Source organism: Burkholderia sp. WP9 (assembly GCF_900104795.1).
In the GTDB taxonomy this organism is placed as follows: Bacteria; Pseudomonadota; Gammaproteobacteria; order Burkholderiales; family Burkholderiaceae; genus Paraburkholderia.
This window is the reverse complement of record NZ_FNTG01000002.1, coordinates 768,275-783,563: the sequence shown is the minus strand read 5'-3', so window position 1 is coordinate 783,563 and position 15,289 is coordinate 768,275. Positions and strand designations below refer to the sequence as shown.

The 15,289-nt window shown below is 62.1% G+C and carries 13 protein-coding genes and 1 pseudogene; 7 read left to right on the top strand and 7 right to left on the bottom strand.

Going from position 1 to position 15,289, the window contains the following annotated elements; translation table 11 throughout:
* Positions 1-49 precede the first annotated feature (49 nt).
* Both BLW71_RS24810 and BLW71_RS24805 read left to right on the top strand, forming a co-directional pair.
* Positions 50-784 (top strand): WecB/TagA/CpsF family glycosyltransferase, encoded by a 735-nt coding sequence (locus BLW71_RS24810; protein ID WP_177205113.1) that lies wholly within the window; start codon positions 50-52, stop codon positions 782-784.
* 45 nt (positions 785-829) lie between these two features.
* Positions 830-1,249 carry a serine O-acetyltransferase gene (locus BLW71_RS24805; protein WP_091802932.1) on the top strand — a complete coding sequence of 140 codons (420 nt, stop codon included), beginning with the start codon at positions 830-832 and terminating at the stop codon, positions 1,247-1,249.
* Positions 1,250-1,267: 18 nt separating this feature from the next.
* Here the strand turns inward: BLW71_RS24805 and BLW71_RS24800 are convergent.
* The 3 genes and pseudogenes from BLW71_RS24800 to BLW71_RS24790 all read right to left on the bottom strand — a co-directional run bounded on the left by BLW71_RS24800 (position 1,268) and on the right by BLW71_RS24790 (position 3,793).
* Positions 1,268-1,888 (bottom strand): annotated as a pseudogene (locus BLW71_RS24800) (LysE family translocator).
* A gap of 116 nt (positions 1,889-2,004) precedes the next feature.
* Positions 2,005-2,544, bottom strand: a complete 540-nt coding sequence (locus BLW71_RS24795) for a hypothetical protein (RefSeq protein ID WP_091808823.1) — start codon at positions 2,542-2,544, stop codon at positions 2,005-2,007.
* A gap of 664 nt (positions 2,545-3,208) precedes the next feature.
* Positions 3,209-3,793 carry an IMPACT family protein gene (locus tag BLW71_RS24790; protein WP_502686857.1) on the bottom strand — a complete coding sequence of 195 codons (585 nt, stop codon included), beginning with the start codon at positions 3,791-3,793 and terminating at the stop codon, positions 3,209-3,211.
* 243 nt (positions 3,794-4,036) lie between these two features.
* Between BLW71_RS24790 and BLW71_RS24785 the strand changes: the two genes are divergently transcribed.
* Positions 4,037-4,663 carry a LysE family translocator gene (locus BLW71_RS24785; RefSeq protein WP_091802929.1) on the top strand — a complete coding sequence of 209 codons (627 nt, stop codon included), beginning with the start codon at positions 4,037-4,039 and terminating at the stop codon, positions 4,661-4,663.
* Positions 4,664-4,720: 57 nt separating this feature from the next.
* Here the strand turns inward: BLW71_RS24785 and BLW71_RS24780 are convergent, their stop codons facing one another.
* Positions 4,721-5,089, bottom strand: a complete 369-nt coding sequence (locus BLW71_RS24780; RefSeq protein ID WP_091802926.1) for a hypothetical protein — start codon at positions 5,087-5,089, stop codon at positions 4,721-4,723.
* A 325-nt stretch (positions 5,090-5,414) separates the two neighbouring features.
* Between BLW71_RS24780 and BLW71_RS24775 the strand changes: the two genes are divergently transcribed.
* Complete coding sequence (locus tag BLW71_RS24775; protein WP_091802923.1) at positions 5,415-6,053, top strand: 2-hydroxychromene-2-carboxylate isomerase; 639 nt, start codon at positions 5,415-5,417, stop codon at positions 6,051-6,053.
* Between the two features lie 39 nt (positions 6,054-6,092).
* On the opposite strand, the gene BLW71_RS24770 is transcribed toward BLW71_RS24775, so the two are convergent.
* A complete protein-coding gene (locus BLW71_RS24770) occupies positions 6,093-6,350 on the bottom strand; it encodes a DUF2866 domain-containing protein (RefSeq protein ID WP_091802919.1) in 258 nt (85 codons plus the stop codon).
* A 256-nt stretch (positions 6,351-6,606) separates the two neighbouring features.
* Between BLW71_RS24770 and BLW71_RS24765 the strand changes: the two genes are divergently transcribed.
* Positions 6,607-7,722 (top strand): GGDEF domain-containing protein, encoded by a 1,116-nt coding sequence (locus tag BLW71_RS24765; RefSeq protein WP_091802916.1) that lies wholly within the window; start codon positions 6,607-6,609, stop codon positions 7,720-7,722.
* A gap of 337 nt (positions 7,723-8,059) precedes the next feature.
* Here the strand turns inward: BLW71_RS24765 and BLW71_RS24760 are convergent, their stop codons facing one another.
* Both BLW71_RS24760 and BLW71_RS24755 read right to left on the bottom strand, forming a co-directional pair.
* A complete protein-coding gene (locus BLW71_RS24760; RefSeq protein WP_091802914.1) occupies positions 8,060-9,826 on the bottom strand; it encodes a peptidoglycan D,D-transpeptidase FtsI family protein in 1,767 nt (588 codons plus the stop codon).
* 394 nt (positions 9,827-10,220) lie between these two features.
* Positions 10,221-11,762: a methyl-accepting chemotaxis protein gene (locus tag BLW71_RS24755; protein ID WP_091802911.1), complete on the bottom strand. Its 1,542-nt coding sequence runs from the start codon at positions 11,760-11,762 to the stop codon at positions 10,221-10,223.
* Positions 11,763-12,366: 604 nt separating this feature from the next.
* Here BLW71_RS24755 and aepX point away from each other — a divergent pair.
* Both aepX and aepY read left to right on the top strand, forming a co-directional pair.
* The gene (aepX, locus tag BLW71_RS24750) at positions 12,367-14,127 is read left to right on the top strand and encodes a phosphoenolpyruvate mutase (protein ID WP_091802908.1); all 1,761 of its coding nucleotides are present in this window, start codon (positions 12,367-12,369) and stop codon (positions 14,125-14,127) included.
* Positions 14,124-15,287 (top strand): phosphonopyruvate decarboxylase, encoded by a 1,164-nt coding sequence (aepY, locus tag BLW71_RS24745; RefSeq protein ID WP_091802905.1) that lies wholly within the window; start codon positions 14,124-14,126, stop codon positions 15,285-15,287. Before aepX ends, aepY begins: the two co-directional genes overlap by 4 nt.
* Positions 15,288-15,289: the final 2 nt, after the last annotated feature.

Sequence of the window (15,289 nt, the reverse complement as noted above, 5' to 3'; positions counted from 1 at the left end):
CGACACGCTATTCATATGTGGGATGTCAGAGAACAGGCAGAGTGGCTTTATGGAGCGCATTGAAGTATTTGGATGTCCTATGGATGTGGCGACAATGGAAGAAACGGTCGCCGCGATTTTGACTCGAATTATTGCTAGACGCTTCACCCAGCACGTCGCGGTCAATGTGGCGAAGCTCGTACATATGCAGGCCGACACCGAACTGGCAAAGTCGGTCCAGTATTGTGACCTGATCAGTATCGACGGGATGGGCGTGATCTGGGCGGCGCGGATGCTTGGTCACGAGGTGCCTGAACGTGTTGCCGGCGTCGATCTGTTCGACAGGTTGCTAGCGGAGGCGGCGAGGCTAGGGCTTCCGGTGTATTTGCTCGGCGCGACCGACGAGGTGGTCGCACGCGTGGCCACGATATGCACGGCCCGCTATCCTGGTCTGCGAATCGCGGGATATCACCACGGTTATTTCGGCAATGACCAGCAATCCGTTGTCGACCGGATTCGCGAGTCAGGCGCGCGACTGCTGTTCGTGGCGATTACCTCGCCTACCAAGGAGAATTTCATCAACCGCTGGCAAGCGGCGCTCGGTGTCGATTTCGTAATGGGGGTGGGAGGAACGTTCGATGTCGTGGCCGGTAAAGTCAACCGGGCACCTCGCTGGATGCAAAGGGCGGGGCTGGAATGGTTCTTTCGCGTCCTGCAGGAGCCGCGTCGTATGTGGCGCCGCTATCTGGTCACGAACAGCAAGTTCGCGCTTATGTTAGGTAAGGCGCTAATCGTGCAGCGGTAGCCGGGGCGAGCCAATCGCGCGCACAGTCAATCAAGGAAGTCCTTCGTGTTGCACATCTATCGCATAGCGCATCTACTTCATCGTCTACATGTGCCTTTTTTGCCGTGGGCGCTAAAAGTCTTTAACCGCGTGGTCTTTTCTGTATCCTTGCCGCCGTCTGTCATAGTCGGGCGAAATGTGGTGTTCGGCTATCAGGGACTTGGCATCGTCGTGCATCGGCACGCGGTGCTCGGTAGCGATATAGTCATTGCACCCAACGTAGTGATTGGGGGCCGAGGGCAGCCAGGTGCGCCGGTTATCGAGGATAACGTTCTAATCGGTGCGGGTGCATGCATACTGGGGCCGGTGACGATCGGGCGGAATGCGAAGATCGGCGCGAACGCCGTGGTCACGTTCGACGTGCCGCCGCATGTCACGGTAGTCGGCGTCCCGGCTCGAATCGTCCAGCCGCGACAAAGCGGTTAACCGCTTTCCCAGATACCCTCACCCCCTCCTCACCATCAAAAACCCCACCCCAATCGCCGCCAGAAAACCCCCACAACACCGATTGAACCATCGCCGCACCGTCGCACGGACCAACCATTTTCCGAGATACATCCCCGCCCACGAATACAACGCGATAGCAAACCATTCCAGCACCAGAAAACTGACGCCCAGCACGGCGAACTGCGGCAGCATGGGTTTGGCGATATCGACGAACTGCGGCAAAAACGCGGTGAACACCAGAATGGCTTTCGGGTTCCCGGCGGCCACGAGGAACTCCCGCCGCGCGACCCGTGCAAGCGAGGCATCGTCCTGTTGCGTCGTGTCGATGGTTGGCGCGTCGCTGCGCCACAGCTGGATGGCGAGCCAGATCAGATAAGCAGCGCCGGCCAGTTTGATGGCCAGAAAGAATCACTCCGAAGCGTGTAACACAACCGCAAGCCCCGTTGCGGCAAGCACGAGCATCAAGGCGAAAGCGACGAGGCGGCCCGTGCCGCCGACGAACGCGGTCATGAAGCCATGACGCGCCGCCACATTGATCGACAGCAGATTATTGGGGCCGGGCGCCAGATTGATCGCGAAACAGGCGGGTAGAAAAAACAGCCAGGCGGTAATGGACATGACGGCTCGCACGGTGAACGGACGTTGGAGATCCATCGCACGGCGCAACGGCAGCCCGCGCGATACCCTCTGGCCTATTGTAGCGAAACCCGTTCCAGCTCACGCTGCCGGCGCCCTCAATTCACCGCTTTGACAAACCCCGGATCGCCGATCAACGCGTCGACGTTCAGCCTGACCGTGTCTTCGATTGCGATGGTGTTGCTGGTGAACTTGGGCGATTTTTGCTTGACCGTCTTGGTGGTGGAAAACACCACCTTCTGGGTCGTGGCATCGGTCACCACATAGCGCATCTTGAGCGTCCAGAACGCCGGCGACCGCGTGTCGTCCACTGAGAATTTCTCGATGCTGCCGCTGAGAACCCGCTTGCCTTCGTCGAGATGAAAACCGGCGATTTTCAGGCGGTTCACAATGCCGTCGCGCACGGTTTCATTGATATCGTCTTTGAGCACGATGCCCGTCATTGCCGTGTTTTCGATGCGGTTCGGCGAGACCTCTCCATTGCGGGCCGGCATATAGGGGAAGTCACGGGCAGGGGCGACGCTAAGCCAGCCGGTTGGATGCGCCGCCGCGCGCGGCGTGCTATTCAGGCCAAACCACGACCAGGAGCAGGCGGACAGCATCAACGGCAGCGCGATCGTGCCGCAACCCTTGAGCACGGTTGTCGTCAAGGGGGAGTGCGTGTGACTGAGCGATGGCGGCGCAGACGCGCTCCGGCGCGGCGACTCAGGCGCTGTGCTGGAAAAAGCGGCGGTCGAAGTCAGAGGAGTTACCCTTTTAAATTGAATCATTCCGGGGGAATAAACGACATGGTAACAGCGGCCCGGCCCCGTACATCTCTTAATGACATCGTGACCCGGATTCACGCTGGTTTCAAGCGGGCGTGCTCATCATAACCAGCAGACGCTGTGATAAACACCGTGTCAATAGAGGATCACTGTTACGCGCGCGTCCTGGGTCCGGTCAGATCGATGCGGTAATCGTTATCTCACGACAATAACAGTCGCGTGTGACAACCCTTCGCGTCAGTCCCGCACATGGCATGCTCGTAATCGCTGATGGCGACGCTTGAGCTTGCGATAGCGCAGAGATTGCGGCGCGCACGCCCATTGTCGATTCGCGGTTCGGTTGATGCGTACCCGTACTTAACGCGTGGGTTCAATATTGCTAAGTATGGCAAAACAAATGGGTGAACGCGTCGACTACTATCAGATCAACCCGTTCGCATTTCAGCCGGGCGAAGTCTTGAGCCTTGACGACGCGATCTTCTATACCGACTGCTGGCGAACACGCACGCAACAGAGGGCGTGTCACGCCGAGCCGTCAGAAGAACCCGGCTTTCCCCTGAGTCATATCCACCAACGCTCGCTGAGCGTCCTCCATCACATTGACAGGCAGACGGATCGTCATCTTCACGAGCATCGCGTAAGCGCTGTCCGCAAGCGTATAGCCTTCGGCGTCGATCCATCGGCGCACTTTCGCCTCGTCGGCGTAGCTGACTTCGACGGTCAGCGAAACCTGCGCAATCCGCTCGACGCGCGGCGCATCCAGTAAAGCCGAAGCAATCGCATCGGTGTACGCGCGCACGAGCCCGCCGGCGCCGAGCTTCACGCCGCCGTAGTAGCGCACGACGGCGGCCAGCACGCCGTCCAGATCGTGATGCCGCAAGACTTCCAGAATCGGCCGGCCGGCGGTGCCGGAGGGCTCGCCGTCGTCGGACATGCCGGACTGGCCGCCTGCCAGCAACGCCCAGCAGACGTGCGTCGCGGCGGGATGCTCGTCGCGCAGACGCCGCAACTCGGCCATCGCGGCGTCGCGGTCGGCGACCGGTATCGCATACGCAATAAATCGACTCTTGCGAATCTCGAGTTCCGCGCTCAGCGCCGCGGGCAAGGTATAAGTGGGCAAGGCAAAGACTTCGGTGGATGAAAAAATGCGGGCCGCACGCGGCGCCGTGCCCGCCATGGTAACGGATCGGCGGCTGCGGACGGATTCGGCCTGCCATGCATTCGCGCGTAGAGCACGGTCATTGTCGCCGTGGTCTGCCGCCTCCGCGCCGCGCATCAATCGAATTGCACGCATTCGTCTACAATCTTTCGCTGAACGCCACGCGGTCGTCCGCGACAATCAGCGCGTCATCAAGGAGACAGCATGCTTGACCTATCCACGTTGGGGACTTTCGTTGCCGTCGTACTCGGGCTCTTTCTGATTCCGGGTCCTGCCGTGCTGCTGGTTTTGACGCGCACCGTGCATGGCGGTCGCAAGGCCGGCATTCTCACCGGCCTCGGTATCGCGGTGGGTGATTTCATTCATGCGCTGGGTGCATCGGTCGGCCTCTCGGCGCTGCTGATGACTTCCGCGCTCGCGTTCAACGCGGTGAAGTTCGTCGGCGCGGCCTACCTCGTCTATCTGGGCATTCGTGCATTGCGCGAGAAGCAGGCGAGTGCGCATATGCCGGCGGTGGCGCCGGTGTCGGCCTCGAAGGCGTTCTTTCAGGCCATTCCCGCCGAAGTGCTGAATCCCAAAACGGCGCTATTTTTTCTCGCGTTCCTGCCGCAGTTCGTTCATCCCGAACACGGCTCCACGTTTCTGCAATTCACCGCGCTCGGGCTAATCTTTGTCGGCATGAGTGCGCTTTATACGACGCTGATCGTATTGACCATTCGTCCGCTGGGCAAACTCGTCAGGCGCCTGACCTGGTTGACGCGCTGGCAGAACAAGATTATCGGCGTGCTGTTCATTTCGCTTGGCCTGCGCGTGGCGACACAAACGCGTTGAACGATGCGCGCGCTTGTTTCGCGCCGTCACGACAGGAGAGTGGGCACCGCGCTCTGACTAGATGTTGCGGCGCTGTCGCCTGAGACGGCCTTCGCGCGCGTATTCCATCTGACCTTCGGTGCGAACCGCAAGTCTTTCCTGTGCGGCGCGGCTCATCTGCCGCGTGTCGTCGATATCGCCCACACGCAGCACTTCCTGAGCGATCCTGATGCGCAGTGTCATTAACGGTTCGCCGCGTTCTACCAGCGCGCGGTCCGCTGCGCGAGCTTGCTGGACGCCGCAGTCGATCAGGTTGCGCAGCTCCAGCAGCGTAAGCCGCTGCCGCTGGATTTCGAGGATGAGCCGCTGAACGGCCTGCTCGTCGCGCGTGCGCCACCAACCGCGCAGTTCGGCGAGCGTGGGCGGATCGAAGGGTGGAAGACGCATTGCTCAGACGAAAAAGTACTGTATATATGTACAGTATATCCCGTCTTTTTACGAACGCACGTAGAGCGCGTTCGCAGGTTCACTTCCTCCGCGCGAGGCGGCTCAAGTGTTCAACACAGCGCGAGCATGATGGACGTGGAGACCACGATGATGAAAAGACACGTGGCAGTAAGAATGTCGTAGGGATAGCGCATGGTGTATGACCATCTGACGTGGCGGGTTGTAGGGCCATCATAGGGATAAGCGCGCCGGGCGACTGTTAAGCTTTGCAAGACGTGGGGCGCGGGTGGGCGCCATGCGTCTGCATACGATCGGAGAGGTAAACATGAGCGATGTCGCATCTCGCGCGATCACGCGCGCACCGGAAATCGAGTTCTGGTTCGACTTCGGCAGTAACTACAGCTACCTCAGCGTGATGCGCATCGAGGCTCTGGCTGCAGCAAGGGGCGTGCGAATCGGCTGGCGTCCATTCTTGCTGGGGCCTGTTTTCCGCGATCTCGGTTTCGACAATTCACCGTTCGTGCTGCAGAAGGAGAAGGGCGCGTACATATGGAAGGACATGGAACGGCAATGCCGCAAATATGGCATCCCGCTGAAGCGTCCCAGCACGTTCCCACGTGCGGCGCTCCTCGCCATGCGCGTGGCGCTGCTCGGCGCGGAGCGCGAATGGATCGCGGCGTACTGTCGCCAGATCATGCAACTGAACTTCGCGCATGACCGCGACATCGGCTCGATGGAGGTGGTGAGCGAGGCGCTCGAGGAACTGGGATTGCCGGCCCGGCAGATCATCACCGAAGCGCAAAGCGACGCGAACAAACTGCGCCTGCGTGAGCAGACCTCGGCGGCCGCGGCGCGCGGCATTTTCGGCGCCCCGACGTTTTTTGTCGGCGATGAAATGTTCTGGGGCAACGACCGGCTGGATGATGCATTGGAGTACTGCGAGTCGATTGCCGCGCGTGGCTAGCGCAATGCATGCGCGACGTGTGAGCGACGCTGTCGCGTGCTATTCGTCACCGTGCTGGCAGAAGCGCCGGCCCGGAACGTGCGAGACGACAGCTTGAGCAATTTCAAGCGGAGTGCTCTCGGCGGGCACCACCCGGCGACATGATTCGGGCGTGTGCTTCATGGTCCATTCGACGAGCCGGTAAGAACGTCCCCAAGGATGCTGCAGCGGGTCCGAGACCTTGCACGAATGAATCTGGTGGACCCATTCGTTGCCGGGCATGGCGCGCAGATGCTCGAATACCGTGTTTTCATCCATGGTTTGACTCCTTCTTCGCGGGCCTGCAGCCCGTCTTATCGCGCGTCGTCGACACCCTTGAGAAAAAGCGCCGCCGATGTTCTGGCGGCTTCAACAGGGGATGTTGTGCCTCATGGTTACAGCAAAGAATTAAGCGAGACTTAAGATCGCGAAAAAGCGTAGTCGGCGCGTACCCTCAAGACCTCGTGAAATCGGCCGTTATTAGAGCGGTTGGGGCTGCCGACCCCGCTTCGCCTTCGGGCTCGCACCTCATAACGTGACGAATCTCGCCCAAACGCCGCTTTCCGAGCGCCTTCGCTCGCTCGTCGATACCGTGCAGCACAATGAGCGCACGCTGCGCCGCTTCCAGACCGTGGAGTTGCGATTGATCGGGGCGCAAGATTTCCCGTCCTTTCTCGATACGCTAATCAGTCATTTGCCGCGGGAGTTCTCGCTCACGGGCGTGACGCTCTGGCTCGACGACCGCGCGCCGATGCTGCGCGAACTGCTCGAACCGGCCGCCTTGCAGGCGCTCGACCAGCCCAACCTGCGAACGTCGCGCGAGGGCGGTTTTGCCGCTCGAGGTCTATGCGACGATGGCCGGCCGTGGCTCGGCACGTTGCGCGAACTGGACGACACGGTGCGGCGCGCTTTCTTCGGCGACGCCGAAGCGCCGGCCAGTGCGATCCTGCTGCCGCTTGCCGCGGGCGACACCGTCAGCGGCTATCTCTGGCTCGGCAGCGACGATCCTGCGCGTTTCGGTCAAGGCATGGCCACCGACATTCTTGAGCGCTTCGCGAGCATCGTGACGGCGAGCCTCGACAATGTCGCGCATCGCGAGCGGCTCAAGCAACTGGGCATGACCGATTCGTTGACGGGCCTCGCCAATCGCCGCTACTTCGACGAGCGGCTGCGTGAGGAAGTCATGCGCGCCGTTCGCTATCGCATGCCGGTGGCGTGCCTGTTCATCGATATCGACAGCTTCAAGCGGATCAACGATACCTACGGTCATCAGACCGGCGACCGCGCGCTGGCGGCGGTGGCGGCTTGTGTGCGGCAGCAGGTGCGCCTCGGCGATACCGTGGCACGATATGGCGGTGAAGAATTTGCCGCCCTGCTGCAAGGTGACCGGGCCGACGCGCTCACCGTTGCCGAGCGTGTACGGCTGGCGGTCGAGAGGCTGGCTTTGCAGGACGATAACGGCGAACGCATTGCCTTGACGGTGTCGATCGGCGTGGCGGCGCGGATGGTCAGCGGTACGCAGGCCGAGGCGGCCACGTTGGGCAGCGTGATCATTGAGGAAGCGGATCGCGCGATGTACCAGGCCAAGCGCAACGGCCGTAATCGCATCGAAGCGCTGGTGAATGCGGATGGAGATTGCGCGGCTGATTAGTTGGCGCATCCGGCGGCGATTGTGCGGCTGATTCGCCGGCGCATTCTGCAGAGATTGCGCGCCGCTTCGGCCCATCATTGCTTATGCCTGATCGCGCCGCAGGGCTTGCCGTCCGTGCGAAGGGATGGGGCGCGATGCGAGCTTCGCGCGAGGACTGCGTTTCCTGGGCCCCTGCCGCGCTACGAGCGGATCACGCCGTTGACCTCACCGCTCAACTCACGCCGCTCAATTCATACGGTCTTCCTCAGGCCATTCAGCTAACACCGCTCAATTCACCCCGTCTACCTCACGCCATTCAGCTAACGCCACTCAATTCATACGGTCTACCTCAGGCCATTCAGCTAACGCCGTTCACACCCACCGGCGCATCCGGCGGCACGCCGAGCAATTGCAACGCTCCGCCCGTCACGCCGCTGAACACCGGACCGGCCACCGTGCCGCCATAGAACGCCTTGCCCGCCGGGTCGTCGATCATGACCGCGACGATCAGCCGTGGATCGCTCATCGGCGCCATGCCGACGAACAGCGCGCGGTAGCGGTTTTTCGCGTAGCTCGCGCCGACCTGTTTGCGCGCCGTGCCGGTCTTGCCGCCGATCCGGTAGCCTTCCACCGTTGCCGCGCGGCCTGTGCCGCCCACGCCGGTCGCCATTTCCAGCATCGAGCGGATGGCGCGCGCGGTCGCCGGCGTCGTGACCGTATGACCTTTTTTGTCCGTGGACTGCGCGGCGCCGGCTTCCGCTCCCGCCCCCGCTCCATTACGCAACAGACTCACGTGATGCATCGTGCCGTCGCCCGCATAGGCCGTGTAGACCTGCGCGATCTGCAGCAGCGAGGTGGAGAGCCCATAGCCATACGCCATGGTCGCCTGTTCGATCGGACGCCAGCGTTTATACGGACGCACCTTGCCCGACGCCACGCCCGGAAAGGTCAGCTCGGGGCGCAGGCCGAGCCCGTATTCCTGATACTTGGTCCAGATCGTCTCGGCCGGCAGATTCAGCGCGAGCTTGGCGAGCGCGATGTTGCTCGACTTCTGCACCGCTTCGGCGACCGTCATCGCGCCGTGATTCGAGGTGTCGTGGATCACGGCCGGCCCGATCTTGTACCAGCCCGGCGCGGTATCGATGATGCTCTGCGGCCGCACCTTGCCTGCGTCGATCGACAGCGCGACGACCACCGGCTTGATCGTCGAGCCGGGCTCGAAGGTGTCGACCACCGCGCGATTGCGCAATTGACGGCCAGTCAGGCGGGCGCGGTCGTTCGGATCGAAGCTCGGATAATTGGCGAGCGCCAGAATTTCGCCATTGCGCGCATCGAGCACCACCACGCTGCCCGCCTCCGCGTGATGTTTGGCAATGGCTTCCTTCAACTGCGCGTAAGCGAGCTGCTGAATCCGCCGGTCGATCGTGAGGTGGATGGTGTCGCCGTTCTGCGCGGGCACGAGCGGCCGGGTCTCGGACACCACGCGGCCCAGACGGTCGCGGATCACTTCACGCTGGCCGGGCACGCCGAGCAGCTGCTCGTTGGCGGCGAGCTCGACGCCTTCCTGGCCGTTGTCCTCGACATCCGTGAAACCGACTACGTGCGCCGCCGATTCGCCTTCGGGGTAGAACCGCTTCGAATCCGCGATCTGCGTGATGCCGGCAAGGCCCAGTTTGGACAGATGTCCGGCGGTCTCGGCATCCACCTGCCGCTTGAGCAGAACGAAGGTCTTGTCGCCGTTCAGACGCCTGCGCAGCTCCGCGAGTGGCAGATCGAGCAGCTTGGAGAGCGGCGCGACCGCTGCTTCGTCGATCAGTTTGGGCGAGGCCCAGATTTCATAGGTCGCGAGGCTGACGGCGAGCATCGAGCCGTTGCGATCGACGATCCGCCCGCGTGTCGCGTCGAGTTCGAGGGTACGCTGGTAGCGTTTCTGGCCCTGATCGACGTAGAAGTCCTGGTTCACCACCTGCACCCAGAACGCGCGCCCCGCCAGCGAGGCAAACGCGCCGAACACCAGCAGGACGATGAATTTCGAACGCCACATGGGCAGGCGCGCGGCCAGCAACTGGTTCTTCGCGACGGGCGCGTAGGGATCGTGAGACTGGGATTTCTTCTTGTGGATCATTGGGTGCGGATATCGAACAGCTCGATTAACTTGTGCCGCGTGGATCGGCGGCAATGAATACTTTGGGTGGCTGGCGCAATCGCCCCGGCAACCGATGTCGCTCCAATTGTAATAAGAACGTAATCTGTATGCGAGGTTCATGCAAGCTGATATTCGTTGGGTACGATGTCGCGGAGGGCGCCGCCGCCGAGGGCCGCGTGCCGAGTGCCGAGTGCCGCAAACGGGCAGGGGCAGGGGCATAAAAAAAACCGCGCGGACTTGAAAATCCGCGCGGCTGTTTCGTTCGATTAATGCGTCGACTCCGACGCGGCGTGTTAAAGAGGCGCTCCCTGCCTGTTGAGCGCCTTCTTTTTTATGTGCCTGCTTGTGTCGTTCCCGGGTGGTCCGACAATGCTCAGGCCGGCAGCGAGAAGCTCGAAATCGCCTCGCGCAGCACCCCCACCTGATCCTTCAGCGAATGCGCGGCAGCCGCGGCCTGTTCGACCAGCGCCGCATTCTGTTGCGTGACCTGGTCCATTTCGCCCACTGCACGATTGACCTGCTCGATGCCCGCGCTCTGTTCGCGCGAGGCGTTGCTGATCTCTTCGAGAATCTCGTTCACGCGACGCACCGACTGCACGATCTCGCCCATCGTCGAACCGGCGTTGGCGACCAGTGATGCGCCGGCTTCGACCGTATCGGTCGAGGTCTCGATCAAGGCCTTGATTTCCTTTGCCGCCGTGGCCGAACGTTGCGCGAGGCTGCGCACTTCGGCTGCGACCACCGCGAAGCCGCGTCCCTGTTCGCCGGCGCGAGCCGCTTCCACGGCCGCGTTGAGCGCGAGAATGTTGGTCTGGAAAGCGATGCCGTCGATCACGCCGATAATGTCGCCGATCTGCCGCGAGCTGGTGGTGATTTCGCCCATTGTGCGCACCACATCGTCGACCACGCGGCTGCCGCGCGTGGCGACGTCCGCGGCCTGGCCGGCGAGGTGTGCGGCCTGCTGCGCGCTGTCCGCGTTCTGCTTCACGTTGACCGTCATCTGGTCCATGCTCGACGCGGTTTCGACGAGCGCGGCGGCCTGTTCTTCGGTGCGCTGCGAGAGATCCGTGTTGCCGGCGGCAATTTCGGTCGCGCCGATATTGATGTTTTCCGTGCCGAGGCGCACGCGCGACACGGTCTCGACGAGACCGGCCTGCATCGTCTGGAGCGCGTGCAGCAGGCTGCCGGCGCTGTCCGGCTGGACCGGCACGCGCGTGGCGAGGTTGCCGCGCGCCATCAGCTGCGCGTGCTCCACGGCGGCTTCGAGATCGCCGCCGAGCGAGCGGCGAATGCTGCGCAGCACCAGCAGCATGACAGCGGTGGCGATCGCGCCGAGCGTGACGGTGATCACGAGCCAGCGCAGCAGATTGGCATAGAACGCGCTCTGTACGTCGTCCATATACATGCCGGTGACGATATACCAGTCCCACGGGACGAAGTGCAGCGAGTAGCTGGTTTTGGCCACCGGCTTATCGTTGCCCGGCTTGGCCCACAGATAGTCGACGAAGCCGCCGCCCTCGCGATTGCCCGCGGTGACGATATCGGTAAACAGATGGTTGCCCGCCGGATCGACGAACTGCCCGAGGTTCTTACCGACCATTTCCGGCTTGAACGGGTGCATCAGCATGACCGGCTGCGAATCGTTGACGGAGATGTAGCCGTCCTTGCCGTAGCGCATGGCCGCCAGTGTGGCGAGCGCCTGCTTTCTGGCTTCGTCTTCGCTGAGGGTGTGCTGTTGTGCGAGTGTGTAGTAGCGGCCGACGATATGGTTGGCCTGGTCGATCAGCGCTTGCAACTGATCGCGGCGGTCCGAAATCATCGAGGCGCGGTTTTGCCATGCGCCGAAGCCGCCGATCAGGATCAGGCCGATCCAGAGGACGGCGATCATCGACGCCAGTTTCTTGTTCAAAGTCATAGCGGTTTTTGCTTTCGCACAGTGGTCGGTCAGGTTGGGGTTCGCTAGCGGCGAGTGGCTTGTCGCTGACTGTGTTTACGGCGCGGCGGCAGCGACTGCACAGGGCAGGGGAAACCCGCTGTCAGGCATCCTTATTTGTCTGACTAAAAAGAGTCTTTACAGGCTGGATGGCATTTTTATGCAGCGATTCGCAGTGGCCCGTTTATTTTACTGATTCAATCGGGCTTTCCCTATATTGCCAAATAAAAATGCGGATTTTATTGAGTCGACATTAATAGTTAAGGCGTTCGGTAAACAAAAGCGGAATATCGGAAGTCTTAAGATCGCCACAATGGGTTATCGACAAAAACGACCCGGCGCGTTGCCTGTCTGCTTCCTGGCAAGCGGTTGCGTCATGATTCCACAAAACGCCAATAAAATACAAGCAAACGGTGCATTACCTCGGTTGCAAAAAACGACACATTTTTCCACTTATCCGCAAATGGAGAAAACCGCGGTCGTGGAAAAGACGAATAAATAAAAATTCCGCTATAGTCGCCATTTTCCAGTCGCCAGTCGGGCAAAAGAAGAGCACCAATAAGCCCGCCACCAGGAGTACAAAAAAATGAATGCCCGCGAACCTGCTTTCGTCTCCGCTTCCCGTAGTGCGCGCCTGCGCCAGATGCTCGTCAGCAACGAACTCGAATTCATGATGGAGGCCCATAACGGCCTGTCCGCGCGGATCGTCCGCGAAGCCGGTTTCAAGGCGATCTGGGGCTCGGGCCTCGCGATCTCCGCGCAATACGGCGTGCGCGACAACAACGAAGCAAGCTGGACGCAAGTCGTCGACACGCTCGAATTCATGGCCGACGCGAGCGACCTGCCGATCCTGCTCGACGGCGATACCGGCTACGGCAACTTCAACAACGTGCGCCGACTCGTGCGCAAGCTCGAACAGCGCGGCATTGCCGGCGTGTGTATCGAAGACAAGCAATTCCCCAAGACCAACAGCTTCATTAACGGCGAAGCGCAGCCGCTCGCCGATATGGACGAGTTCTGCGGCAAGATCAAAGCCGGTAAGGACTCGCAGTCCGATGAAAACTTTTCGATCGTTGCGCGCGTGGAAGCGTTGATCGCCGGCTGGGGCATGGACGAGGCGCTGCGTCGCGCGGAAGCCTACCGGCAGGCCGGCGCGGATGCGATCCTGATTCACAGCAAGCTCTCGCGTCCCGACGAAATTCTCGAATTCGCGCGCGAATGGGCGGGCCGTGGTCCGCTCGTGATCGTGCCGACCAAGTACTACAGCACGCCGACCGAAGTGTTCCGCGAAGCCGGCATCAGCACGGTGATCTGGGCGAACCATCTGATTCGCGCGGCGACCTCGGCCATGCAGGCGGTCGCCAAGGAAATTCACGCGAACGAAACGCTCGTCAACGTCGAAGACAGCATCGCCGCCGTCAACGAAATCTTCCGCCTGCAAGATGCCGACGAATACTCGGAAGCCGAAGACCGCTACCTGTCGAGCGGCCGCGCGGCCGGCTCCGCAGTCGTGCTCGCGGCAAGCCGCGGCAAGGGTCTCGAAGCCGTTACCGAAGACCGTCCGAAAGTCATGCTGCCGATCGCCGGCAAGCCGCTGCTGCGCTGGCTCGTCGATGCCTTCAAGAAGCAGGGTGTAAACGACATCATCGTGGTCGGCGGTTACCGCGCCGACGCGATCGACACGGCCGGTATCAAGCTCGTCGTGAATGAACAGCACGCGCAATCCGGCGAGCTCGCATCGCTTGCCTGTGCGGTCGACAAACTGGCCGGCGACACGGTCGTGTCGTATGGCGATCTGCTGTTCCGCAGCTATATCCTGCGCGATCTGGTGGAGAGCGACGCGGCCTTCAGCGTGGTGGTCGATTCGTCGCTGACCGACGCGGAAAACGCCAGCGTGCGGGATTTCGCATGGTGCTCGGCGGCCGACGACCGCGGCCTGTTCGGCAACAAGGTCGTGCTGCGTCACGTGTCGAGCGGGCAGGACGCTGCTTCGTCGATCGCGTCGCAAACGCCGCATGGCCGCTGGGTCGGACTGCTGAACGTGCGCGGCGAAGGCCGTGAGCGTTTGCAGGCGGTCATGCGCCAGTTGCAGGCGCGGCCGGATTTCGCGTCGCTCGATATGCCCGCGTTGCTGAACGCGCTGATCGAAGCGGGCGAATCGATCGAAGTGCAATACGTGCATGGCCACTGGCGCGGCGTGAACGATCTCGAGGACTTCCGTCGTGCGGGCGACTTCGCGCATGCACAAGCGCCGTTCGCGGCCGCGGTCGGTGACTCGGCGAACAGCGCGGCGCATAGTGCGGAAAATAATGCGGCAAGCAGCGCAGCGAGGGGAGCGGCGCAATGATCGAGGCGGCACAGTTCGTCGAGGCGGCGCGCGAGCGCGGCTTCGACTGGTATGCGGGCGTACCGTGTTCGTATCTGACGCCGTTCATCAACTACGTGTTGCAGGACGAGTCACTGCATTACGTATCGGCGGCCAACGAGGGCGACGCCGTCGCCCTGATCGCGGGTGTCACGCTTGGCGCGCGCAACGGCCGGCGCGGCATCACCATGATGCAGAACTCCGGACTCGGCAACGCCGTGAGCCCGTTGACGTCGCTCACGTGGACCTTCCGTCTGCCGCAATTGCTAATCGTTACGTGGCGCGGCCAGCCCGGTGTCGCCGACGAACCGCAGCACGCCTTGATGGGTCCCGTCACACCCGCCATGCTCGACACGATGGAGATTCCCTGGGAAACATTCCCGACCGAGGCCGACGCAATCGGCCCGGCTCTCGATCGCGCCATCGCGCATATGGATGAAACCGGCCGCCCGTATGCGTTGGTGATGCAAAAAGGCAGCGTGGCGCCGTACGAGTTGAAGGACAGCGGCGCGAGCGAGCGCCGCGTGCCCGTTGCACCGCAGTCGCGGTTCGCGAATCTCGCGGCGAGCGAACTCGCTTCGCGTCACGACGCGTTGAAAAAGGTGATCGCGCACACGCCGCTCGAATCGACGGTGGTGCTTGCCTCGACCGGATTTTGCGGGCGCGAACTGTACGCGATCGACGACCGTCCGAACCAGTTGTACATGGTCGGCTCGATGGGTTGCGTGACGCCGTTCGCGCTGGGTCTCGCGCTCGCGCGTCCCGATCTGCATGTGGTCGCGCTCGACGGCGACGGCGCGGCGCTCATGCGCATGGGCGCGTTCGCGACCCTCGGCGCATACGGGCCGTCGAATCTCACGCACGTGCTGCTCGATAACGGCGCGCATGACTCCACGGGCGGTCAGGCGACGGTGTCGACGCAGGTTTCGTTTGCGGGCGTCGCCGCGGCGTGCGGTTACGCGTCGGCGCTCGAAAGCGACGACGCGGCCGTGATCGACGACCTGTTCGAAGCGGCGCCGCTCGACGGTCCGCGTTTCGTGCGTCTGGCCATTCGCCGCGGCACGCCCGACGGGCTGCCGCGTCCCACCATTACTCCGCCGGATGTGAAGACGCGTCTCATGCGCCACATCGGCGCCGCTTGAAG

Bases quoted from the DNA above. Each gene is read 5' to 3' on its own strand.
- aepX (WP_091802908.1), top strand. From the start codon at position 12,367: ATGAATGCCCGCGAACCTGCTTTCGTCTCCGCTTCCCGTAGTGCGCGC.
- aepY (WP_091802905.1), top strand. From the start codon at position 14,124: ATGATCGAGGCGGCACAGTTCGTCGAGGCGGCGCGCGAGCGCGGCTTC.
- BLW71_RS24775 (WP_091802923.1), top strand. From the start codon at position 5,415: ATGAGCGATGTCGCATCTCGCGCGATCACGCGCGCACCGGAAATCGAG.
- BLW71_RS24760 (WP_091802914.1), bottom strand. From the start codon at position 9,826: ATGATCCACAAGAAGAAATCCCAGTCTCACGATCCCTACGCGCCCGTC.
- BLW71_RS24770 (WP_091802919.1), bottom strand. From the start codon at position 6,350: ATGGATGAAAACACGGTATTCGAGCATCTGCGCGCCATGCCCGGCAAC.
- BLW71_RS24785 (WP_091802929.1), top strand. From the start codon at position 4,037: ATGCTTGACCTATCCACGTTGGGGACTTTCGTTGCCGTCGTACTCGGG.
- BLW71_RS24755 (WP_091802911.1), bottom strand. From the start codon at position 11,762: ATGACTTTGAACAAGAAACTGGCGTCGATGATCGCCGTCCTCTGGATC.
- BLW71_RS24780 (WP_091802926.1), bottom strand. From the start codon at position 5,089: ATGCGTCTTCCACCCTTCGATCCGCCCACGCTCGCCGAACTGCGCGGT.
- BLW71_RS24810 (WP_177205113.1), top strand. From the start codon at position 50: ATGGAGCGCATTGAAGTATTTGGATGTCCTATGGATGTGGCGACAATG.